19 protein-coding genes, 4 tRNA genes and 1 pseudogene are annotated in these 22,280 nt (G+C 63.3%); 16 read left to right on the top strand and 8 right to left on the bottom strand.

Going from position 1 to position 22,280, the window contains the following annotated elements:
- Nucleotides 1–5 precede the first annotated feature (5 nt).
- On the top strand, nt 6–761 hold the full coding sequence (locus N0B28_RS18895; RefSeq protein ID WP_043862738.1) for a spermidine synthase: 756 nt from the start codon (nt 6–8) through the stop codon (nt 759–761).
- Between the two features lie 322 nt (nt 762–1,083).
- Nucleotides 1,084–2,785 (top strand): annotated as a pseudogene (locus N0B28_RS18890) (DEAD/DEAH box helicase).
- 105 nt (nt 2,786–2,890) lie between these two features.
- Here N0B28_RS18890 and N0B28_RS18885 read toward each other — a convergent pair.
- A complete protein-coding gene (locus N0B28_RS18885) occupies nt 2,891–3,658 on the bottom strand; it encodes a class III extradiol ring-cleavage dioxygenase (RefSeq protein WP_229590041.1) in 768 nt (255 codons plus the stop codon).
- 105 nt (nt 3,659–3,763) lie between these two features.
- On the opposite strand from N0B28_RS18885, the gene N0B28_RS18880 reads away from it, so the two are divergent.
- Entirely contained in the window at nt 3,764–4,417 is a 654-nt protein-coding gene (locus tag N0B28_RS18880; protein WP_229590042.1) for a thiopurine S-methyltransferase, read from the top strand.
- A 51-nt stretch (nt 4,418–4,468) separates the two neighbouring features.
- On the opposite strand, the gene htpX is transcribed toward N0B28_RS18880, so the two are convergent.
- Complete coding sequence (gene htpX, locus N0B28_RS18875; RefSeq protein WP_043862742.1) at nt 4,469–5,356, bottom strand: protease HtpX; 888 nt, start codon at nt 5,354–5,356, stop codon at nt 4,469–4,471.
- Nucleotides 5,357–5,559: 203 nt separating this feature from the next.
- Nucleotides 5,560–6,771: a pyridoxal phosphate-dependent aminotransferase gene (locus N0B28_RS18870; RefSeq protein ID WP_043862743.1), complete on the bottom strand. Its 1,212-nt coding sequence runs from the start codon at nt 6,769–6,771 to the stop codon at nt 5,560–5,562.
- A gap of 165 nt (nt 6,772–6,936) precedes the next feature.
- Here N0B28_RS18870 and msrB point away from each other — a divergent pair, with 165 nt between their 5' ends.
- Nucleotides 6,937–7,332 (top strand): peptide-methionine (R)-S-oxide reductase MsrB, encoded by a 396-nt coding sequence (msrB, locus tag N0B28_RS18865; RefSeq protein WP_043862744.1) that lies wholly within the window; start codon nt 6,937–6,939, stop codon nt 7,330–7,332.
- A gap of 26 nt (nt 7,333–7,358) precedes the next feature.
- Nucleotides 7,359–7,847 carry a glutathione peroxidase gene (locus N0B28_RS18860; RefSeq protein WP_043862745.1) on the top strand — a complete coding sequence of 163 codons (489 nt, stop codon included), beginning with the start codon at nt 7,359–7,361 and terminating at the stop codon, nt 7,845–7,847.
- Here the strand turns inward: N0B28_RS18860 and N0B28_RS18855 are convergent.
- Nucleotides 7,844–10,210, bottom strand: coding sequence for a response regulator (locus N0B28_RS18855; RefSeq protein WP_275728055.1), 2,367 nt, complete (start codon nt 10,208–10,210; stop codon nt 7,844–7,846). The two genes, N0B28_RS18860 and N0B28_RS18855, sit on opposite strands and share 4 nt — an antisense overlap.
- A gap of 76 nt (nt 10,211–10,286) precedes the next feature.
- Here N0B28_RS18855 and N0B28_RS18850 point away from each other — a divergent pair, with 76 nt between their 5' ends.
- Together N0B28_RS18850 and N0B28_RS18845 are read left to right on the top strand one after the other, a co-directional pair.
- On the top strand, nt 10,287–11,174 hold the full coding sequence (locus N0B28_RS18850) for an ATP-binding protein (protein WP_058541064.1): 888 nt from the start codon (nt 10,287–10,289) through the stop codon (nt 11,172–11,174).
- On the top strand, nt 11,174–11,656 hold the full coding sequence (locus N0B28_RS18845; protein ID WP_054915824.1) for a GAF domain-containing protein: 483 nt from the start codon (nt 11,174–11,176) through the stop codon (nt 11,654–11,656). The genes N0B28_RS18850 and N0B28_RS18845 overlap by 1 nt, the downstream gene beginning before the upstream one ends.
- Before the next feature lie 75 nt (nt 11,657–11,731).
- Here the strand turns inward: N0B28_RS18845 and N0B28_RS18840 are convergent, their stop codons facing one another.
- The gene (locus N0B28_RS18840) at nt 11,732–12,499 is read right to left on the bottom strand and encodes a hypothetical protein (protein ID WP_043862749.1); all 768 of its coding nucleotides are present in this window, start codon (nt 12,497–12,499) and stop codon (nt 11,732–11,734) included.
- A 333-nt stretch (nt 12,500–12,832) separates the two neighbouring features.
- Between N0B28_RS18840 and N0B28_RS18835 the strand changes: the two genes are divergently transcribed.
- The 5 genes from N0B28_RS18835 to N0B28_RS18815 all read left to right on the top strand — a co-directional run bounded on the left by N0B28_RS18835 (nt 12,833) and on the right by N0B28_RS18815 (nt 13,655).
- A tRNA-Glu gene (locus N0B28_RS18835) sits at nt 12,833–12,908 on the top strand.
- Between the two features lie 2 nt (nt 12,909–12,910).
- Nucleotides 12,911–12,986 (top strand) — tRNA-Gly (locus N0B28_RS18830).
- 102 nt (nt 12,987–13,088) lie between these two features.
- A tRNA-Glu gene (locus N0B28_RS18825) sits at nt 13,089–13,164 on the top strand.
- Between the two features lie 3 nt (nt 13,165–13,167).
- A tRNA-Gly gene (locus N0B28_RS18820) sits at nt 13,168–13,243 on the top strand.
- Nucleotides 13,244–13,319: 76 nt separating this feature from the next.
- Nucleotides 13,320–13,655, top strand: coding sequence for a hypothetical protein (locus tag N0B28_RS18815; RefSeq protein WP_063612007.1), 336 nt, complete (start codon nt 13,320–13,322; stop codon nt 13,653–13,655).
- Nucleotides 13,656–13,758: 103 nt separating this feature from the next.
- Here the strand turns inward: N0B28_RS18815 and N0B28_RS18810 are convergent, their stop codons facing one another.
- Both N0B28_RS18810 and N0B28_RS18805 read right to left on the bottom strand, forming a co-directional pair.
- Nucleotides 13,759–14,172: a PA2817 family protein gene (locus N0B28_RS18810; protein WP_043862897.1), complete on the bottom strand. Its 414-nt coding sequence runs from the start codon at nt 14,170–14,172 to the stop codon at nt 13,759–13,761.
- A gap of 76 nt (nt 14,173–14,248) precedes the next feature.
- Nucleotides 14,249–16,696, bottom strand: coding sequence for an acyl-CoA dehydrogenase (locus N0B28_RS18805; RefSeq protein ID WP_229590043.1), 2,448 nt, complete (start codon nt 16,694–16,696; stop codon nt 14,249–14,251).
- A gap of 187 nt (nt 16,697–16,883) precedes the next feature.
- Between N0B28_RS18805 and N0B28_RS18800 the strand changes: the two genes are divergently transcribed.
- From N0B28_RS18800 to N0B28_RS18790, 3 genes are all read left to right on the top strand, one after another.
- On the top strand, nt 16,884–17,507 hold the full coding sequence (locus N0B28_RS18800; RefSeq protein WP_054915819.1) for a glutathione S-transferase: 624 nt from the start codon (nt 16,884–16,886) through the stop codon (nt 17,505–17,507).
- A 144-nt stretch (nt 17,508–17,651) separates the two neighbouring features.
- Nucleotides 17,652–18,584, top strand: a complete 933-nt coding sequence (locus N0B28_RS18795) for an ABC transporter ATP-binding protein (RefSeq protein ID WP_043862894.1) — start codon at nt 17,652–17,654, stop codon at nt 18,582–18,584.
- Entirely contained in the window at nt 18,581–19,360 is a 780-nt protein-coding gene (locus tag N0B28_RS18790) for an ABC transporter permease (RefSeq protein WP_058541067.1), read from the top strand. Before N0B28_RS18795 ends, N0B28_RS18790 begins: the two co-directional genes overlap by 4 nt.
- On the opposite strand, the gene N0B28_RS18785 is transcribed toward N0B28_RS18790, so the two are convergent.
- The gene (locus N0B28_RS18785; RefSeq protein ID WP_043862892.1) at nt 19,328–19,867 is read right to left on the bottom strand and encodes a DUF2062 domain-containing protein; all 540 of its coding nucleotides are present in this window, start codon (nt 19,865–19,867) and stop codon (nt 19,328–19,330) included. The genes N0B28_RS18790 and N0B28_RS18785 overlap by 33 nt on opposite strands.
- Before the next feature lie 140 nt (nt 19,868–20,007).
- Between N0B28_RS18785 and N0B28_RS18780 the strand changes: the two genes are divergently transcribed.
- Nucleotides 20,008–22,230 carry a DNA internalization-related competence protein ComEC/Rec2 gene (locus tag N0B28_RS18780; protein ID WP_177346315.1) on the top strand — a complete coding sequence of 741 codons (2,223 nt, stop codon included), beginning with the start codon at nt 20,008–20,010 and terminating at the stop codon, nt 22,228–22,230.
- The last annotated feature ends 50 nt before the right edge of the window (nt 22,231–22,280 follow it).

Genomic DNA, 22,280 nt, shown 5'->3' with positions numbered 1-22,280 from the left:
AGAGCATGACAGAGGAACGGGTAGAGCGGCTGCTGGCGCAGGTGCACGACGAGTTCGGCACCATCAGCGTGCTGGAAGTCGAGGACTACCGCTTTCTCGAGTTTGGCGAGGCCATCGAGCAGAGCTGCGTATTCACTGCCGACCCGAGCTGGCTGGAGTACGACTATACCCGCGCCATGCTGGTGGGCGCGCTGTGCCACTGCGAGCCTGAAAGCGCGCTGTTTCTCGGCCTGGGTGCCGGTACCCTGACCCAGGCCTGCCTGAAGTTCCTGCCCCTGGAGGACGTGGAGGCCATCGAGCTGCGTCCCGAGGTGCCGCGCCTGGCCATCGAGTACCTGGGGCTGGACGATGATCCGCGCCTGTACATCCGCGTGGGTGATGCGGTCGAGCTGCTGGAGACGGCCGAGCCTGCCGACCTGATCTTCGTCGACCTCTACACCGACCACGGGCCCGGCGTCGGCCACCTGGCCTGGAAGTTTCTCGAGGACTGCCAGAAGCGCCTGAACCCCGGCGGCTGGCTGGTCATCAACCAGTGGGCCACCGATGACGGCAAGCCGCTGGGCGCTGCGCTGTTGCGCGGGCTGTATCACCGCCATTACTGGGAGCTGCCGGTGAAGGAGGGCAACGTCATCCTGCTGGTGCCCGCCGACCTCGACCAGACCCTCGACCGGGAGGCGCTCACCGCGCGCGCCCGGGCTCTTGAACCGCGCCTGGGCTACTCCCTGCAGCGCCTGATCGAGGTGATCCGACCGGCATCTTGAATAAATCGTTTCAGCTCCGGCCGCGCCGCCAACAGACGCGTGGGCCTCGATCATCGGCAAGGGCTGTCGATTCGAGGCCTCCGGGCTTCTCTTCCCTGTAAAAAAGTCTCACGCGATGCAGGAAATCGGGTATAGTACGCGCCGGTCTTTTACCGGACCTCGTTCAGGTAGTGCAATTCCCCGAAGCCAGCTTCGGCTGCGCGTCCGCACCGCGGACTCTGCCTTGACGTTCCTTTTTTTCTTCAATCGTTTTCGCAAATCCCCGCCGACAAAGCTGCCAGGGTGACCTTCGGGTCTTACAAGGCATGTGCAGCTTTGGAGCATGGGTCTTTGCGGATGCACTTAGAGGCAGACCCATGACCCAGGAAACCGGCGGCTTCGCCGCTCTCGATCTTCATCCAAGTATTGTTGCCGCCGTTATCGCCACTGGCTACGAAGAGCCATCGGCCATTCAGCAGCAATCGATCCCGATTATTCTTGCCGGTCATGACATGATCGGTCAGGCGCAGACAGGTACCGGTAAAACCGCTGCCTTCGCTCTGCCAATCCTGCACCGCATCGACCCGAGCAAGCGCGAGCCGCAAGCCCTGATCCTGGCGCCAACCCGTGAGTTGGCGCTGCAAGTAGCTACCGCATTCGAAACCTACGCCAAGCAGATGCCGGGCGTTACCGTGGTAGCGGTATACGGTGGTGCCCCGATGGGCCCACAACTCAAAGCAATCCGTAACGGCGCGCAGATCGTCGTCGCTACCCCTGGCCGTCTGTGCGACCACCTGCGTCGCGACGAGAAGGTGCTGGCTACCGTCAATCACCTGGTGCTCGACGAAGCTGACGAAATGCTCAAGCTGGGCTTCATGGACGACCTGGAAGTCATCTTCAAGGCCATGCCGGAAACCCGCCAGACCGTACTGTTCTCGGCCACCCTGCCGCAGTCGATCCGTGCGATCGCCGAGCGTCACCTGCGTGACCCGAAACACGTCAAGATCCAGACCAAGACCCAGACCGTGACTGCCATCGAGCAGGCACACCTGATGGTCCACGCCGACCAGAAGGTCTCGGCGGTACTGCGCCTGCTGGAAGTCGAAGAGTTCGATGCACTGATCGCCTTCGTACGTACCAAGCAAGCCACCCTGGACCTGGCCAGCGCCCTGGAAGCCAAAGGCTACAAGGCTGCCGCGCTCAACGGTGACATCGCCCAGAACCAGCGTGAGCGCGTCATCGACTCGCTCAAGGATGGTCGCCTGGACATCGTCGTCGCTACCGACGTCGCTGCCCGTGGTCTGGACGTACCGCGCATCACCCACGTGTTCAACGTCGACATGCCGTACGATCCGGAGTCCTACGTTCACCGTATCGGCCGTACCGGCCGTGCCGGTCGCGAAGGTCGTGCACTGCTGCTGGTCACCCCGCGTGAGCGCCGCATGCTGCAGGTGATCGAGCGTGTGACCGGCCAGAAGGTTGCCGAAGTTCGTCTGCCCAACGCCCAGGCCGTACTGGACGCGCGCATCAAGAAGCTCACCAACAGCCTCGCGCCGCTGGTTGCCGATGCAGAAGCTACCCACGGTGATCTGCTCGACCGCCTGACTGCCGACATCGGTTGCAGCCCGCGTGCCCTGGCCGCGGCCCTGCTGCGCAAGGCCACCAATGGCCAGGCGCTGACCCTGGAAGCCGTCGAGAAAGAGCAGCCGCTGGTGCCGACTTCGGCCCCGCGTGGTGATCGTCCTGCCGGTGAGCGCTCCGAGCGTGGCGAGCGTGAGCGTCGCGCGCCGATGCCACTGGGTGAAGGTCGTGCACGTTGCCGTACCGCGCTGGGTGCGCGTGACGGTATCGCGGCCAAGAACCTGCTGGGTGCGATCCTCAACGAAGGCGGCCTGGCCCGCGAAGCGATCGGTCGCATCCAGGTGCGCGACAGCTTCAGCCTGGTCGAGCTGCCGGAAGATGGCCTCGAGAAGCTGCTGACCAAGCTCAAGGACACTCGCGTTGCCGGCAAGCAGCTGAAGCTGCGTCGTTATCGCGAAGATTGATCTTCGAGTGAAATGAAAAATCCCCGACTGGTTCGGGGATTTTTTTTGCCTGGGCGGCCTGTTTCGCTTGTAGGGGCCGGCCTTGCCGGGGAAAGGGCTGCCGCCTCAGTCGAACCGATAGATATCCATTCCCAGTGCTCCCAGGGTAAAGCCCTGGTGCTCGATCGCGAACCGCTCGCCCGCGCCGCGGGCAAAGTACAGCGGCAGCAGGTGCTCGTCGCTCGGGTGGTTGCGCACCGCAAACGGCGCCTGCCGGCGATAGTCATGCAGGGCCGGCGTGTCGCCCGCAGCCAGCTTGTCGATTATCCAGTCGCGAAACGCCAGTGCCCAGGGCTCTACGCTCTCGGGGCCGGCATGCCAGTCGAGTTCGCGCAGGTTGTGGGTAATGCTGCCGGAGCCGATCAGCAGCACGCCTTCTTCGCGCAGGGCCGCCAGTGCCTGGCCTACCTGTTGCTGGTACGCCGGGCCGTGCTGGCTGGGCAGTGATACCTGCACCACCGGTATGTCCGCCGCCGGGTACATCAGCGACAGGGGCACCCACGCGCCATGGTCGAAAGGCCGCTTGGCGTCGAGTGTTGTGGGCAGCCCGGCTTCATTGAGCCGTTGCCTTACCTGTTCGGCGAGCTGTGGGTCGCCGGGGGCAGGGTACTGCACGGCATACAAGGCGGCCGGAAAGCCGCCGAAGTCGTGCCAGGTGGGTGGGTACGGGTTGCTTGTCACGCGCAGTTCGGTGGTTTCCCAGTGCGCAGACATCACGACGATCGCTCTGGGGCGCGGCAGTTGCGCCGCCAGGCGCGCAAGTGCCGGGCCGCTGGCACCCGGTTCCAGTGCCAGCATGGGAGAGCCGTGGGAGATAAACAGGCTGGGCAGCATCGGGGTGGTCCTGAAGGTTAATATGCAGCCATCTTCAGGCAGATCATTGATCTAAATCTAATATAAGTTTTTGCGGTATTTAATCGAATTTATCGAGGTAAGGTTATGCAGCCCGCGTTCTGGCACAACCGCTGGGAGAACGATCTGATCGGCTTTCACCAGCAGCAGGTCAACCCGTATCTGCAGCAGCATTGGCCCGCACTGGGCATTGCGCCTGGTGCCCGTGTACTGGTGCCGCTGTGCGGCAAGAGCCTGGACATGGCGTGGCTGGCCGCGCAAGGCCACGACGTGCTTGGGGTGGAGTTGTCCGAGCGGGCGGTGAAGGACTTTTTTTCCGAGCATGAGCGGGAGCCGCAGGTTTCGCAGCAGGGGGCCTTCACGGTCTACCGCAGCGAGGGCATCGAGTTGTGGTGTGGCGATTTCTTCGCACTGACCGCGGGTGACGTGCGGGGCTGTACGGGCCTTTACGACCGTGCCGCGATCATCGCCTTGCCGCCTGCCATGCGCGAGCGGTATGTGGCGCGTCTGCAGCAGCTCCTGCCGTCGCCTTGCAAGGGCCTGTTGATTACTCTGGACTACGATCAGGCGGTTACTGACGGTCCGCCCTTTGCCGTGCCCGATGAAGAGGTCGAGCGCCTGTTCGGCGAGCATTGGCAGTTGGCGATCGCCGCGCAGGACGACGTGTTGGCGCAGAGCCCCAGGTTCATCAAGGCGGGTGCTGATCGGCTGCTGGAGCGGGTGTACCGTCTGCAACGCTGAAATGAAAAAGGGCGACCCGTGGGTCGCCCTTCCTGTTTGCCTGCTGCTCGCTTAGCCGCGACGACGCAGGGCTTCGATACGATCTTCCAGCGGCGGGTGGCTCATCAGCAGACCTGCCAGGCCCTGCTTGAGGCCACCATTGATGCCGAAGGCATTCAGGGTGTCAGGCATGTGCACAGGCACGCCCTGTTCAGAACGCAGGCGCTGCAGCGCGCCGATCATCGCGTTGGTGCCGGCCAGGCGGGCGCCGGCTTCGTCGGCGCGGAACTCGCGTTTGCGCGAGAACCACATGACGATGATGCTGGCCAGGATACCCAGGACCAGTTCGGCAACGATGGTCGCGATGTAGTAGGCAATGCCCTGGCCTTCTTCGTTCTTGAAGATCACCTTGTCGACGAAGTTGCCGATGATGCGTGCGAAGAACATCACGAAGGTGTTGACCACACCCTGTACCAGCGCGAGGGTCACCATGTCGCCGTTGGCGACGTGGCCGATCTCGTGGGCCAGCACGGCGCGGACTTCATCACGCGAGAAACGCTCGAGCAGGCCCTGGCTTACCGCGACCAGCGCATCGTTGCGATTCCAGCCGGTAGCGAAGGCGTTGGCCTCGTAGGCCGGGAAGACGCCCACCTCGGGCATCTTGATGCCTGCCTGGCGGGAAAGCTCTTCGACGGTCTGCAGCAGCCATTGCTCATGGTGGGTGCGCGGCTGGGTGATGATCTGGGTACCGGTGCTCATCTTCGCCATCCACTTGGAGATGAACAGCGAGATCAGCGAGCCGGCAAAGCCGAACACAGCGCAGAAAATCAGCAACTGGTCGAGCTTGAGGTCAACCCCGTTTGCCGCCATGAACCCGTTGAAGCCGAACAGGCTCAGGGTGATGCTGGCAATCAGCACGACCGCAAGGTTGGTGGCCACAAACAGCAAAATGCGCATCATGGTTGTTACGTTCTCCTGACGGATAGAAAGCTTGCGTATGCGGGGTATATAAGGTGCGCGCTCCGTGTATTCAACCGGGCGACTATTTCAAACTGTGTACTTGTGCGGGCAGGCGCGGAGAATGCCAGGTGCGCGAGCCAGAGCGGCAGGCTTGAGGTTGGCCCGTGGCCTGCGCCAGGGCTGGCGCAGGCAGGCATTCGGGCTTACTGCTGGTAGGTCTTGAGGAAATTGCCGATGCGACCGATCGCCTGCTCCAGGTCATCGACACGTGGCAGGGTGACGACGCGGAAGTGGTCGGGCCACGGCCAGTTGAAGGCGGTGCCTTGCACGATCAGCAGTTTTTCCGACAGCAGCAGGTCAAGGGCGAACTTTTCGTCGTTGAAGATCGGGCAGACCTTCGGGTCGATGCGCGGGAAGGCATACAGGGCGCCCATCGGCTTGACGCAGCTGACCCCTGGAATGTCGTTGAGCAGCTCCCAGGTGCGGTTGCGCTGCTCCAGCAGGCGACCTGGCGGCAGCACCAGGTCATTGATGCTCTGGTAGCCGCCCAGTGCGGTCTGGATGGCGTGCTGGCTCGGCACGTTGGCGCACAGGCGCATGTTGGCCAGCATGTCGATGCCTTCGATATAGCTCTGGGCGTGCTGCTTGGGCCCGGACAACGCCAGCCAGCCGGAGCGGAAGCCCGCCACCCGGTACGACTTGGACAGGCCGTTGAAGGTCAGGCAGAGCAGGTCGGGGGCCAGCGAGGCGGTGCAGATGTGCACGGCATCGTCGTACAGGATCTTGTCGTAGATCTCGTCGGAGAACACCACCAGGTTGTGTTGGCGGGCGATTTCCAGCATGCCCAGCAGCAGCTCGCGCGAGTACACCGCGCCAGTGGGGTTGTTCGGGTTGATGATCACCATGGCCTTGGTGTTGGGGGTGATCTTGGCCTTGATGTCGGCAAGGTCGGGGAACCAGTCGGCCTGCTCGTCGCACAGGTAGTGCACCGGGTTGCCGCCGGCCAGGCTCACCGCAGCGGTCCACAGCGGGTAGTCCGGGGCCGGGATCAGCACCTCGTCGCCGTTGTTGAGCAGGGCCTGCATCGACATCACGATCAGCTCGGACACGCCGTTGCCCAGGTAGATGTCCTCGATGCCGACACCTTCGACCTGCTTCTGCTGGTAGTACTGCATCACCGCCTTGCGCGCGCTGAACAGGCCCTTGGAGTCGCTGTAGCCCTGGGCGGTGGGCAGGTTGCGGATCACATCCTGGAGGATCTCGTCGGGCGCCTCGAAACCAAAGGGCGCCGGGTTGCCGATGTTCAGCTTGAGGATGCGGTGGCCTTCCTCCTCCAGGCGTTTGGCGTGCTTGAGCACCGGGCCGCGAATGTCGTAGCAGACATTGGCGAGCTTGTTCGATTTGCTGACCTGCATGATGTGATCCCGATTAGAAAAGATCGCCGCGCATTGCGCTGTGAAAACGTTTGAAATGCGTGTAACGCGGGTGCCAGACTGACGTCTGATGAGGCGCAATAATACGTGCCACCCGCGTTGTCGAAAAGACGCAGTGCGGGGTTTTTAATTCAGCGAGGCCTGGTGATGGAAAAGATCGAGAAAACCCTGGAAGAATGGCGTGCGATGCTCGACCCCGAGCAGTACAACGTGTGCCGCCTGAAGGGCACCGAGCGCCCGTTCAGCGGCAAGTACAACAGCACCCGCACCGATGGCGTCTACCATTGCATCTGCTGCAACAAGCCGCTGTTCGATTCCAGAGCCAAGTTCGACTCCGGCTGCGGCTGGCCCAGCTTCTACGAGCCTATCGCCGACAACGCGATGGTCGAGATCCGCGATACCTCACATGGCATGATTCGCACCGAAGTCACCTGCGCCACTTGCGATGCCCATCTGGGCCATGTGTTTCCCGACGGCCCGCCGCCCACCGGTCTGCGCTACTGCATCAACTCGGTGTGCCTTGACCTGGTGCCGCGACAGTAACCCACCCGAACGCAGGAGACGCGGTCATGGCCGACAACAGTTTGCTCAATATTCCCTGCACCACCCTGCGGGGCGAGCAGAAAACCCTGGCGGATTACCCGGCAAGGGCGGTGCTGGTGGTCAATACCGCCAGCCAGTGCGGGTTCACGCCACAGTACAAGGGCCTGGAGTCGCTATGGCAGCGCTATCGCGAGCGCGGCCTGGTGGTGTTGGGCTTTCCCTGCAACCAGTTCGGCAAGCAGGAGCCGGGCGATGAGCTGGCGATATCGCAGTTCTGTGAAGCCAACTTTGGCGTGAGCTTTCCCCTGTTCAGAAAGGTCGAGGTCAATGGGGCGGGCGCGCATCCCCTGTTCGCCGCGCTCAAGCAGAGGGCTCCCGGCCTGTTCGGTTCGCAGGCGATCAAGTGGAATTTCACCAAGTTCCTGGTCGATCCGCAGTCGGGTGCCGTGAGCCGTTATGCGCCCAGCACCAAGCCCGAGGCGCTGGCGGGCGATATCGAAAAGCTGCTGCGCTAGGTTTCAGGGGTTGTTGGCGGCACCCAGTGATCGATCAGCGCCAGCAACTCTTCGCGGCGAAAGGGTTTGGCCAGGTAGTCGTTCATGCCTGCCGCCCGGCAGCGTTCGCGCTCCTCGGGCATGGCGTTGGCGGTAAGTGCCACGATGGGCAGGTCGGGCCAGCGTCCGCTCTGGCGTATGCGCCGGCTGGCCTCGTAGCCGTCCATCACCGGCATGTTGCAGTCCATCAGCACCAGGTCGAAGGCGGCTTGCTCCAACTGCTCCAGGGCCTCCCCGCCGTGGGCGGCCACGATCACCTCGCAGCCCAGCTTGCCCAGCATGCCCTTGGCGACCAGCTGGTTCACCGGGTTGTCTTCCACCAGCAGGATGCGGGCACGTCGCTCGCTGGTCTGGGTGCCCGCCTGGGCGACCGGGCCTGCATCGTCACTGCCCTGCAGAATGCGCTGCAAGGTCTGGTACAGGGCGTTGCGGGCCAGCGGGCGGGCCTGCTGCTGCAGCGGCGCCAGCTGGGCGGCTTCTTCCCCCGGCAGGAAGTTGCCATAGGCGGTCACCAGCAGGATTGGCGCCTTGAGTGACGGACGCAGGCCGAACAGGCCATCCAGGTTGTCGGTGACCAGCAGGTCGGGCTCCAGGTCGACCAGGCTGTCGATGCTGTCATGGCGCGAGTACGTCAGCCCCCAACGTGGCAGCAGGCTCTGCAGCAGTTCGGCAAGGCCGCTGCTGGCGCTGCTGATCGCCACCACCTTGCCGCGCAGGGGAGCGGGTGCAATCGCCGGGGTGTGGGAGGCCAGCGGCAGCTCGACACTGAACTGGCTGCCGAAGCCAGCTTCCGAACTGATGCTCAGGCGCCCCTGCATGGCTTCGCAAAGGTTGCGGGTCAGCGCCAGGCCCAGGCCGGTGCCGCCATACTGGCGGGTAATACCGGCACCGGCCTGGGTGAAAGGCTGAAAGATCCTGACCTGGGCTTCCAGCGGGATGCCGATGCCCGTGTCGCAGACTTCCAGGCGCACGCCGCCGGGGTAGGTGCCCAGGCGAACGTCGACACGCCCGAAACGGGTGAACTTGAGCGCATTGGACAGCAGGTTGCTGACGATCTGGCGCACCCGCGTGGGGTCACCCAGCACGCTGCTGGGAAACTGCGGATCGATCAGGCAGGTCAGCTCCACGCTGGGCGCCGCGTTCTGCGACAGCAGGTTGGCGGTGTCTTCCACCAGGGCGCCGAGGTCGAAGGGGATGCGCTCCAGCTCCAGCTGGCCGGCGTCGAACTTGGACAGGTCGAGAATATCGTTGAGCAGTTCCACCAGTACCTTGCCCGAGTCGTGGGCGATGGACAGCTGCTGGCGTTGTTCGGCGTTGAGCGGGCTGTCCAGCGACAGCGCGATCATGCCCAGCAGGCCATTGAGCGGGGTGCGGATCTCGTGGCTCATGTTGGCCAGGAATGCGGCACGGGCCTGGGCCATGTCCAGTGCTCGGCGTCGCGCCTGCTCCAGTTCCTCGTTGGACTGGCTCAGGCGGGTGTTGCTGGACTTGAGTTCGTTGGTACGGGCCGAAACGATGTTTTCCAGCTCGTTGAGGTAGTCGGTCAGGCGGTTTTCGGCGTTGCGCCGCTGCTGGATCTCGGTGGCCATGCTCACGAACTGCTGGTTGGCGACCTTGACCAGCACGCCGATCTCGTCCTGTTCGTGACCGGGCGGGAAGGCCAGCTTGTTCTGGTTGGGCGCGCGCGCATTGCTGTTGCTCAGGGCGCTGATCACCCGCACCAGCGGCTTGGTCAACATGAAATAGAACAGTGCCAGCAGGATGCCGGTCAGCACCAGGCTGCGCACGAACCCGTTGAGCAGCGTTACTTCGGCCCGCTTCAGAAAGCGGCTGCCGAAGGCGAAGGTGTCGACTTCAAGATACAGGGTGCCGAGGTATTCGCTGGGCATCTGGTCGAGCATCAGGCGATCCTGGAACTGCCGGCTCTGGCCGAAGAGAAAATCACTCACTACCCGATAGCTGCTTTGTTCGCGCGGGCGCTGCACATCGGACAACACGCTGTCGGTGTTGTCGATCAGGCGCGCACGGGTGATGGCGGGGGATTTGAGCAGGCCCAGGGTCAGTTCGTTGGCCAGTTCCGCATCGAGGTTGTAGGCAATGCGCGAGGCGGGGTTGTGGCTGATTTGCAGCAGTGCCTGCATCTCGCGATTGATAGAGGCGTCTTCGCTGGCATAATCGATGCCGATCTGGATGAGACTGAGCAATGTTCCCAGGATGAAACCGACCAGGACCGTCAGCCGGGCTTGCTTGTAAGACAGGCGATTGGTGAACTTGATATCCATGTATCCCGAGCCAGTTCCACTTTCCGTGCGCTGCGCAAGCATAGCCGATCACCCCCGGTAGCTGGCAGGTACTGTCGCACATTCAGGCTTCCCCAAGAATCTGTGTCGAGGACATAACGTGGACTCTCGCTTGAATGCTTTCCTGGAGCGCGCCGAATCGGTATTGGCGCGTCTGGAACCGCTGCTGCCGGCATTGCGCCCCAGCATCGATTGGACCCAGTGCCTGGCTGCCCGTTGGCAGCGCGAAGGGCGCAGCGGTTTTCTGCTGCCGCTCGAGGTCAGCCTGGACATGCGCCTGACCGACCTGATCGGTGTCGACAGGCAGCGTGAACAACTGGGCCGCAATACCCGCCAGTTCATCGACGGCATGCCGGCCAATCACGCGCTGCTGTGGGGCTCGCGCGGCACCGGCAAGTCGTCGCTGGTGCGTGCCTTGCTGGCAGAGTACGCCCCACAGGGGCTGCGCCTGATCGAGATCGAGCGTGACCACCTGGCGGACCTGCCGCGGGTGGTGGAACAACTGCACAAACTGCCACAGCGTTTCGTGCTGTTCTGCGATGACCTGTCGTTCGAGGCCGGGGAGGGCGACTACCGCGTGCTCAAGAGCGTGCTGGACGGCTCTCTCGAGCAGGCGCCGGACAACGTTCTGCTGTATGCCACCTCCAACCGTCGGCACCTGGTGCCGGAAAAGCAGAGCGACAACGAGAACTGGAAGATGGTCGACGGCGAGCTGCACCCCAGCGAGGCCGTCGAGGACAAGATTGCCCTGTCGGACCGCTTCGGTCTGTGGCTGTCGTTCTACCCGTTCACCCAAGAGCACTTCCTTGATGTGGTCGAGCACTGGATCACCCAGTTGGCGCTGGCGCCAGGTCTGGTCTGGGCGCGGGATGAAGAGCTGGACAAGGCCGCGATCCGCTGGGCAACCGGCCGCGGCAATCGCAATGGCCGCTGCGCCTATCAATTTGCCCGCTATTGGGTGGGCCTGAAACTGCTGGAGCAACAGTAATGATCGATTTGAATGCAGTGGGGGGCGGCCAGTGCGGCTATGACCTGCTGGCGGCGCAGCTGGAGGCACTACTGGACGGGGAGCGGGATTTCATTGCCAACGCTGCGCAGCTTTCCGCCTTTCTGTACAGCCAGGTCGAAGACCTGAACTGGGCAGGTTTCTACCTGGCGCGCGGTGAAGAGCTGGTGCTGGGGCCGTTTCAGGGGCAGGTTGCGTGTGTACGCATCCCGTTCGGGCGCGGGGTGTGCGGGGCTGCGGCGGCTACACGCCAGACCCAGCGTGTGGAGGATGTGCATGCCTTCCCGGGGCATATTGCCTGTGACAGCGCCTCCAACAGCGAGTTGGTGATCCCTCTGGTCAAGGACGGTGCGCTGATCGGCGTGCTGGACCTGGACAGCCCTGTACTTGCACGCTTTGGTGAGCAGGATCAGGCCGGGCTGGAGCGTCTGGCGCGGATTTTCCTGGATTCGACGGACTGCTGAGGCGGGTAGAGGCGTTGCGCCCATTCGCCAGCAAGGCTCCTGTCGGGGGCTGCTGGCGAATGGGTTGTGTTGCAATCAGTCGTAGATGACTTTCTTCTTCCAGTCTTCTTCGGTGTCGGACTTCAGCCCTTCGGTCAGTGGGTTGACCTCGTCTTCGGTTGGCTGGTTCTGGCTCAGTACCATGGCGTTGGCGCGTGCCAGCAGTTTGTCCATATAGTCGAGCTGCTCGCGGTAGAGCACCGGATCAGGTTGCTTGCGCAGGTACTGCACGCCCCGTTCGAACGCCAGGCGGGCCTGCCCCGGCTGGTTCTGCTGCAGCGCATGCTGCCCCAGGTTGTTGAAGAACTCGATGTGCAGCAGCACCAGGATATGGCGAATTTCCTTTACCCAGTACTTGGCTTCGTTGGTCGGCAGGAAGCCTTCCTGGGAGGCGCGCACCACCTGGCTGTGCAGGGCTTCGAGCAGAAAGCGTACATCCTTGGCACGGGCTTCGGTCTGGATCGGGCCGGGAGGGTTGTTCACCGGTATGCCATCGCCCAGTGCAATCAGGCCCTGGAGCTCGCTGATGCGTGCCTGGATTTCACGGTTGTGCTTGTCCAGGGCCAGGCGGCGCTGGTTCAGGTTCAGTTCGAGGCGGGTCAGCAGCAGCTTGAGTGCCGGGGTCATCAACTGGCCGGGGAAGGTTTCGGTGATTTCGCCACAACGACGCAAGCGGTCGGCCAGCTCGATCTTGAGACGGGCTCGTTCCAGCTTGTTGCTCTCGACTACATTGTTCAGGTAGCCAATCACGATCAAGAGTGCGATACCCGCTACTATAAGCAGGGTGATCAGAAGTGGTGTCACCGTTAACGCCTCATACAGGAAGGTTTGCCGTTTGAGTGTAGTGGCTTCGCTTTTGCCCGGATAGAGCTGTTTGGCAGTTGAGCAGGGCGGATTGCTGGCATTTTGCCTTGAGGTGCCGCCAGCACTGGGCCGCGTCGCGTATGTGCGTCAGAAAATAATCGTCAAGGCTCAGGCGCGCTGCGGCCCCCGTGGCAGCGTAAAGCAGGGCGAAGTCATTGATTTAAATAAATTTATATCTAGGGGTTGACGACTTCTCAAAGCACCCCTAGAATGCGCGCCACTTGCAGCGTAAAGCACACAGCGAAACGCGGCAGGGAGTGAATGTTGTAGCGTGTCCCCTTCGTCTAGTGGCCTAGGACACCGCCCTTTCACGGCGGTAACAGGGGTTCGAGTCCCCTAGGGGACGCCATTGCGGGAATAGCTCAGTTGGTAGAGCACGACCTTGCCAAGGTCGGGGTCGCGAGTTCGAGTCTCGTTTCCCGCTCCAATTTTAAGCAGCTTTGCTTCACGGCAGGGCTGAGTGAAACCAGAAGGCATCTTCGGGTGTATTTCTGGAGCTGAAACACTACACCATGGTGTTTCAGGCAGTGTCCCCTTCGTCTAGTGGCCTAGGACACCGCCCTTTCACGGCGGTAACAGGGGTTCGAGTCCCCTAGGGGACGCCATTTGCGGGAATAGCTCAGTTGGTAGAGCACGACCTTGCCAAGGTCGGGGTCGCGAGTTCGAGTCTCGTTTCCCGCTCCAAATTCAAAGAAAACGCCGTTCGTATGAACGGCGTTTTTTTTTGCGTAAAAAACGCCGCGCGATGGCAGGGGGCAGCATGAAAATAATCTGTGTGCCGTTGAGCCGAGGCGCCATGTCGCGGCTGGATACCGATACCTGTACGGATGCAGACCTGCTAGATGTTCAGCTGGATGCAGAGGAGTTCGAAGCCGTGTGGCGATCGGGGCTTTTCACGCAGGCCAATCGAGCGCTGGCGCTGAACATCGATGAGTACGAAGATGAAAGGATTCTAGGTACTGTGCAGTTGGCGGCATTCAGTGCGTTGGTGTCGGCCTGTATCGAAGCCTGCCCCGAGGTAGGTGCACTGCTGAAGGTGGAGGCGCAGGTGCGAACCGCACTCGAGCTCGATACCGGCGTGTACTTTTTCTTCTGAGCCCGTTCAAGCACACGCAGTCATGTGAATGCGCTTTGTGCGGGACGTGGTCATGGGGGCTACCTGCCAGTTCTGCTGGCCGCGCTGACAGGTAGCTTGCGCATCAGTGCTTGCTGTCGTCGCCCGACATGCTCAACAACTGCTTCTCCTGGTTCCAGTCGAACGGTTCGTCGTTCTGCTCGGCTTCGTAGCGGCGTTCTTCCAGCTCCTGGTACATGGCCAGTTCTTCTTCCGGCATGTAGTGCAGGCAATCGCCGCCAAAGAACCACAGCAGGTCGCGGGGGATAAGGTGCGCGATCTGCGGGTAGCGCTGGATGACCTGGCAGATGAGGTCCTGACCCAGGTAGGTGCTCTCCGGGTCGACCGGCAACTGTTGCATCAGGTCGTCGAAACGCTCCAGAAACAGCGCGTGGCTTTCTTCCGGTACCTGTTCGGCCTCACCCAGGGCTGCAAGGATGGTGCGCAGGTGGGTGAGCAGGGCGAGGTGGTATTCCAGTTGAGCAGTGGCGTTGGCCATGCGGGCGATCCTCTAGAGCAAAATCGGGCGCGGGAGTATAAGGCTCCCCGCGCCCGATGTCCCGTTGGAGTGATGCTCAGCGCACCTTGCCCTCGGTGGGCAGCAGCTCGTCCTTGCTGAACGCATCCACGTCGATCACACGGCGCCGTGCGGCTTCGGCCTCGTGCAGGCTTTGAGCTTCGCCGGCCTGCAAGGTGTTGGCGTGCAAGGCTGCGTCGATCAGCGATTCGCCGGGAGCCGGCGCCAATTGGCCGCCCTTGTGGGCCTGGTGCAGCTTCTTGTGCAGCGGGGCGCTGGCCCTTAGCAGGTCGCTGGCCTGTTGCAACGCGCCCACCGGGTCGCTTGCATCGGTGGGGCGATAGCAGCCAGCCAGCAGTTGTTCGAGTGCCGGATCACCCTTGGCGCGACCCAGCAGCGCAGCAACCTCGGCATCCAGTTCGTCCGACGGGCCGGTATGACGGCGCCCGAACGGGAACACCACCAGGCGCAGCGCGCCACCGAGGAACCGATTGGGGAAGTTGTCGAGCAGGCGGTCCAGGGCTTTTTCGGCCTGGCCCAGGCTTTCTTCCATGGCCCAGCGCAACAGCGGCCGCAGGTACTCGGGCGAATCGAGATCGTGGTAGCGCTTGAGGGCTGCCGAACCCAGGTACAGGTTGCTCAATACGTCGCCAAGGCGCGCCGACAGGCGCTCACGGCGTTTCAGCTCGCCACCGAGCAGCATCATGCACAGGTCGGCCAGCAGGGCGAAGGCCGCCGCCTGGCGATCGAGTGCGCGAAAGTATCCCTGGCTCAATGCATCGCCGGGTGCCTTTTCAAAGCGCCCCAGGCCCAACCCAAGGACCAGCGTGCTGGCCGCGTTACCCACCGCGAAGCCCACATGCCTGAGCAGCAGGGCGTCGAACTCCTTGAGCGCCTGGTCGTGGTCTTCACGTGCTGCCAGGGCCATCTCCTTGAGCACGAACGGGTGGCAGCGAATCGCCCCCTGGCCAAAGATCATCAGGTTGCGCGAGAGGATGTTGGCGCCCTCGACGGTGATGAAGATCGGTGCCCCCTGCCAGCTGCGACCCAGGTAGTTGTTCGGGCCCATGATGATGCCCTTGCCCCCGTGCACGTCCATGGCGTGCTGGATGCATTCGCGCCCCCGTTCGGTGAGGTGGTACTTGAGGATCGCCGACAGCACCGAGGGTTTTTCACCCAGGTCCACCGCGTTGGCGGTGAGCATGCGTGCGCTGTCCATCAGCCAGGCATTGCCGCCGATGCGGGCCAGAGCCTCCTGAATGCCCTCGAATGCGGCCAGCGGTACGTTGAACTGCTCGCGCACCTGTGCGTACTGGCCCGTTACCAGGCTGGTGTACTTGGCGGCACCGGTACCGACTGCCGGCAAGGAGATCGAGCGTCCCACCGACAGGCAGTTCATCAGCATCATCCAGCCCTTGCCGAGCATCTCCTGCCCGCCAATCAGAAAACTCAGCGGGACGAACACGTCCTTGCCGCTGTTGGGGCCGTTCATGAACGCGGCGCCCAGCGGCAGATGGCGCTGACCGATCTCGACACCTGGGGTGTCGGTCGGGATGAGAGCCAGGCTGATACCCAGCTCCTCCTTGTCACCCAGCAGGTGATCGGGGTCGTAGGCCTTGAACGCTAGACCCAGCAGCGTCGCCACCGGGCCCAGGGTGATATAGCGCTTCTCCCAGTTCAGGCGCAGGCCCAGTACTTCCTCGCCCTGCCACTGGCCCTTGCAGATGACCCCGGTGTCGGGCATGGCGCCGGCGTCGGAGCCGGCCAGCGGACCGGTGAGGGCGAAGCACGGGATGTCGTCACCGCGGGCCAGGCGGGGCAGGTAATGGTTGCGTTGCTCGTCGGTGCCGTAGTGCAGCAGCAGTTCGGCCGGGCCGAGCGAGTTGGGCACCATCACGGTGGAGGCCAGGTCGCCGCTGCGGGTGGCCAGTTTCATCGCGACCTGTGAATGAGCGAAGGCGGAAAAGCCCTTGCCGCCGTATTCCTTGGGAATGATCAGGGCAAAGAAGCCATGGGTCTTGATGTGCGCCCAGGCTTCGGCGGGAAGGTCCATGTCCTGGCCGATCTGCCAGTCGCTGACCATGGCGCAGAGCTCCTCGGTGGGCCCGTCGATGAAGGCTTGCTCTTCTGCGCTCAGTTGCACCTTGGGATAGGCCAGCAGGGTGTTCCAGTCGGGGCGGCCACTGAAGAGCTCGCCGTCCCACCAGACCGTGCCGGCATCGATGGCCTCGCGCTCGGTCTGCGACATCGGCGGCAAGGTTTTGCGAAACCAGCCGAACAGCGGGGCAGTCAGCCATTTGCGGCGCAGATCGGGCAGCACCAGGGGCACGGCAGTGGCCACCAGCAGCAGCCAGAAGATCGTCAACAGCCAGCCGGGGGCATGGCTGAATGCGCCCATCGCCACCAGGTAGACGGCAACCACGCCCAGTACGGGCAGGGGGGCAACCCGCCGGTGCGCCAGATAGGCAATACCGACCACCAGCACCACTAACCACAACAGCAACATATGCTTTCCTCCGTGAGCTCCAGAAATAGCTATCCGACAGAGCTTAGACCGCCTGTGCCAAACAACCCGTCAGAACAGTGACAGGACGTGACCTGTGGAAGTTCGCGGTTTCGGGCCGCGGGCCAGCGATTGTCAGCCTCGCCAGCTCGGGTAGACTGAGTGCCCACCGCCTATGTCAGGAGTCGTCATGCTGAAGATCTGGGGACGCAAGAACTCGTCAAACGTCAGGAAGGCGCTGTGGTGCGCCCAGGAGCTGGGCCTGGGTTACCAGTCGATCGATGCCGGTGGCGAGTTCGGCGTGGTCGACGAGCCCCACTACCGTGCCCTCAACCCCAACGGCCGGGTGCCGATGATCGAGGATGGCGAGCTGGTGCTGTGGGAATCCAATACCATCGTTCGCTACCTGTGTGGCCGGTATGCCCCAAACACTGACTGGTACCCCGCCGACCCGGCGGCCCGGGCCAGCGCAGACAAGTGGATGGACTGGACCACGTCATCGCTGGCTACGCCATTCCGCCCGTTGTTCTGGGGCATCCTGCGTACCCCGTCTGACCAGCAGGACTGGGTGCAGATCAACGCCGCGCACAAGCAATGCGCCGAACTGCTGTCGATCGCCGATCAGGCCCTGGCCATGCAACCCTACCTGTCGGGGGAAGCGATCGGCATGGGCGACATCCCGCTGGGCTGCTTCGTGTATGCCTGGTTCGAGATGCCCATCGAGCGTCCGGAAATGAAGCACCTGCGTGCGTGGTACGAGCGCCTCAGGCAACGGCCGGCCTACCAGGCGGCGGTAATGACCGCGCTGACCTGAACCTGTCGATTACCCTGATAGTCAATATCGATACACTTCACTGTACTTGCGTGGCCTGGGCAAGCACCATGGCCACATTCGTCGCGGTCGGCCCTGTCTGACCGCCTGCCTTGTGAACCCTTCAACCTGGTGTGTAGACCTGCTATGAGTTCTGCTCTGTCCATTCGGCAGCTAACCAAGACCTACGGCAATGGCTTCCAGGCCCTCAAGGGCATCGACCTGGATGTCGCCGAAGGTGATTTCTTCGCCTTGCTCGGCCCCAATGGCGCCGGCAAATCCACCACCATCGGCATTCTCTCGACCCTGGTCAACAAGACCAGCGGCACGGTGAATGTGTTCGGCCATGACCTGGACCGAGAGCCAGCCGCGCTCAAGCGCTGCATCGGCGTGGTGCCCCAGGAGTTCAACTTCAATCAGTTCGAAAAGACCTTCGATATCGTCGTGACCCAGGCGGGTTACTACGGCATCCCGATGAAGGTGGCCAGGGAGCGCGCCGAGCAGTACCTGACCCAGCTGGGCCTGTGGGACAAGCGTGACGTGCCATCGCGCTCGCTGTCCGGCGGCATGAAGCGCCGCCTGATGATTGCCCGCGCGCTGATCCACGAACCGCGCCTGCTGATCCTCGACGAGCCTACCGCTGGCGTTGACATCGAGCTGCGCCGTTCGATGTGGAGCTTTCTGACCGAGCTCAACCAGAAGGGCATCACCATCATCCTGACCACCCACTACCTGGAAGAGGCCGAGCAGCTGTGCCGCAACATCGGCATCATCGACCACGGCACCATCGTGCAGAACACCAGCATGCGTCAGTTGCTGGGCACGTTGCATGTGGAGACCTTCCTGCTCGACCTCAAGCATGACCTGGCCCAGGCGCCGCAACTGGCCGGCTACCCGTGCCGGCTGATCACCCCGCACACCCTGGAAGTGCAGGTGGACAAGGACGTGGGCATCACCGCGCTGTTCGGCCAGTTGGCCCTGCAGAACATCGAGGTGCTGAGCCTGCGCAACAAGACCAATCGTCTCGAGGAGCTGTTCGTGTCCCTGGTGGAAAAAAACCTGGCGAAGGTGGCGGTATGAGTTCGGAACTGCGCGCCAACCTGGTTGCCCTCAATACCATCGTCTATCGAGAAGTGCGGCGGTTCACGCGGATCTGGCCGCAGACCCTGCTGCCCCCGGCGATCACCATGGTGCTGTACTTCGTGATCTTCGGGAACCTCATCGGCCGGCAGATCGGCGACATGGGTGGCTTCACCTATATGGAGTACATCGTGCCGGGCCTGATCATGATGTCGGTGATCACCAACTCCTACGGCAACGTGGTGTCGAGTTTCTTCGGCAGCAAGTTTCAGCGTTCGATCGAGGAGCTGATGGTGTCGCCGGTGTCGCCGCACACCATCCTCATCGGCTACACCCTGGGCGGCGTGCTGCGCGGGTTGGCGGTGGGAGTGATCGTGACCCTGCTGTCGCTGTTCTTCACCCATCTGCAGGTGCATCACCTGGGCGTGACGGTGCTGGTGGTGGTGCTGACCGCGACGATCTTCTCGCTGCTGGGCTTCATCAACGCAGTGTTTGCGCGCAACTTCGATGACATCTCGATCATCCCGACCTTCGTGCTCACGCCGCTGACGTACCTGGGTGGGGTGTTCTACTCCATCACCCTGCTGCCGCCATTCTGGCAGACCGTGTCGCTGGCCAACCCGGTGCTGCACATGGTCAACTCGTTCCGCTACGGCATCCTGGGCGTCTCGGACATCCGCATCGGCGTGGCCATCACCTTCATGCTGGTGGCCACCGCGGTGCTGTACATCGGCTGCGTGCGCCTACTGGTCAGCGGGCGAGGAATGCGCAGCTGATTTCTGCTTGCGCCTGCGCCACTGCCTGCCCACCCACCAGCGCCAGTAGAGCATGGTCAGGCAGTAGGCCAGCGCCCCCAGCAGCACGCCGCACACCACCGAGCCCAGCAGAAAGGGCTGCCACAGCGTCGACAGCTGGTCGGTGATCCATTCGAAGGTGAGTTCCTCAGGCAGCGTGCGTGGCGGTATCTGCATCAGCCATGCCCCCACCTGGTAGGTGCAGTAGAACACCGGCGGCATGGTGATGGGGTTGGTCAGCCACACCAGGCTGACGGCGATGGGCATGTTGCCACGCACCAGAACCGCCAGGCTGGCGGCCAGCAGCATCTGCATCGGGATAGGGATGAAGGCTGCGAAAAGGCCTACGGCCATGGCCCGTGCCACCGAATGGCGATTCAGGTGCCAGAGGTTGGGGTCGTGCAGCAGCCGGCCGAGAAAGCGTAAGGATTTATGTTCCCGAATGCTCGTCGGATCTGGCATGTAGCGTTTGAAAAGTCGACGCGGCATGTGGGCTCTCGGCGTTCTGAAGTGGCCAGTATGCACGGATTGTAAACAGCGCCAATTCAGACTTTGTGACAATTAATAAGCAAGGTGCGGGCCTGGGTGATCTAAGCCTCTGGGGTGAGATCTGCTCAGGAGCTTTACCCATGCGCACAAGGATGTTGGCGCTGGCCTTGGGGCTGTTGGCGCTCAACGTGCTACCTGCCTTGCCGTCGGTCGGCTGGCTCTGGGGCATCGGCATAACGGGAATGTTATGCCTGGTGTGTCGATGGGCAGTGCCCGGTCTGTTCCTGCTTGGTTTTGCCTGGGCCTGTTGCTCGGCGCAATGGGCGCTGGACGATCGACTGCGGCCCGAGCTGGAGGGGCGCACCCTGTGGCTGGAAGGTCGGGTAGTGGGCCTGGCGCAGCAGGGCCCACATTCGGTGCGTTTCGAGCTGGCCGAAGCCTCCTCGCGCCGCGCCCAGTTGCCGCAGCGGCTGAGCCTGAGCTGGTTTGGCGGGCCGCCGGTCAACAGTGGCGAGCGTTGGCGCCTGGCGGTGCAGCTGCAGCGCCCCTCCGGCCTGCTCAACCCCCATGGGCCTGACCAGGAAGCGGCCATGCTGGCTCGGCGAATCGGTGCCACCGGCCGCGTAAGGGCAGGTGAACGACTGGCCCCGGCCAGCCATGCGTGGCGTGATTCGGTGCGCCAGCGCCTGCTCGGGGCTCAGGCCCATGGGCGCGAAGGTGCGCTGGCGGCGCTGGTGCTGGGTGACGGCGGGGCGCTGGCACAGGAGGACTGGCAGGTGCTCCAGGCAACCGGCACGGTGCACCTGCTGGTGATTTCCGGTCAGCACATCGGCTTGCTGGCCGGTCTGGTGTACGGCCTGGTGGCCGGGTTGGCACGTGTGGGGGCATGGCCCAGGGCGCTGCCCTGGCTACCCTGGGCGTGCGGCCTGGCGTTTGCGGCGGCCCTGGCGTACGGCTTGATGGCGGGCTTTCAGGTACCGGTACGACGCGCCTGCATCATGCTGGCGGTGGTGCTGTTGTGGCGCCTGCGTTTTCGCCACCTTGGGGCCTGGATTCCCTTGCTGCTTGCCCTCAACGGTGTATTGCTGGTGGAGCCATTGGCCAGCCTGCAGCCGGGGTTCTGGCTGTCGTTCGCAGCGGTGGCGGTGCTGGTGTATGTGTTCGGCGGCCGGCTGGGGGCCTGGAACCCCTGGCTGGCATGGTGCCGGGCCCAATGGCTGATCGCGATCGGCCTGTTGCCGGTGCTGCTGGCGCTGGGGCTGCCGATCAGTCTCTCGGCACCGCTGGCCAATCTGGTTGCGGTGCCCTGGGTCAGTATCGCGGTGTTGCCCCTGGCGCTGGCCGGCACACTGCTGCAGGGGCTCCCGTTGCTGGGGGAGGCCCTGTTGTGGCTGGCTGGAGGATCGCTGGCAGCCTTGTTCTGGACACTGGCACAGGTGGCACATTGGCAACCGGCCTGGACACCGGTCGCCTTGCCGATATGGGCATGGTTGATGGTGGGCGGTGGCGCGGTACTGCTGCTGTTGCCGGGCGGGCTGCCGATGCGGGTGCTGGGCTGGCCCTTGCTGCTGCTGGCCGGCTGTGCGCCTCGCAACGAGATCGCCCATGGGCAACTGGAGGTGTGGCAGCTGGATGTCGGCCAGGGCCAGGCGTTTGTGCTGCGTACCCGTCACCATGCGATGCTGTATGACGCAGGCCCGGCCACCCGTGGCAGCGACCTGGGTGAGCGGGTGGTCGTGCCGACTCTGCGCAAGCTGGGGGTGCGCGAGCTGGACCTGGCGCTGATCAGCCATGCCCATGCCGACCATGCCGGCGGCGCCCTGGCGGTGCAGCGCAGCGTGCCGCTGGTGCGTGTGGTGGGCGGCGACCCGGATGAGCTGCCCGGGCAACTGCAGGCCCAGGCCTGCGCCAGTGGCGAGCAATGGCAGTGGGATGGCGTGCTCTTCAGCCTGTGGCGCTGGCAGCAGGCCGGCGACAGCAATCAGCGCTCCTGTGTGTTGCACGTGGATGCCGGCGGGGAAACCCTGCTGCTTACCGGTGACATCGATGCCCAGGCCGAGCGCGCCTGGCTGCGCGAGTCGACAGCCGACCCGGTCGACTGGTTGCAGGCGCCCCATCATGGCAGCCGCACCTCGTCGAGCCAGGCCTTTCTCGAGCGAACCCGGCCACGGGGCGTGCTGATTTCGCGAGGGCGCCACAATGCATTCGGGCATCCGCACGCACAGGTGATGGCGCGTTACCAGGCGCTGGGTATCACCGTGCACGACAGCGCCCTGCACGGGGCGGTGCGCCTGGTGCTGGGCAGCTTTGGCCAGGCGGTCGGGCAACGCAGCCAGCGGCGCTTCTGGCGGGAGCCGACATGACGCTGTTCGGCCCCGTGGCCCCCTATGGTAAAGTGGCGGACTTTTTCGAG

This window comes from Pseudomonas sp. SD17-1 (assembly GCF_029201585.1).
GTDB classification, from domain to species: domain Bacteria; phylum Pseudomonadota; class Gammaproteobacteria; order Pseudomonadales; family Pseudomonadaceae; genus Aquipseudomonas; species Aquipseudomonas palmensis.
The sequence above is the reverse complement of the archived record's forward strand: the minus strand, read 5'-3'. Positions and strand labels throughout refer to the sequence as shown.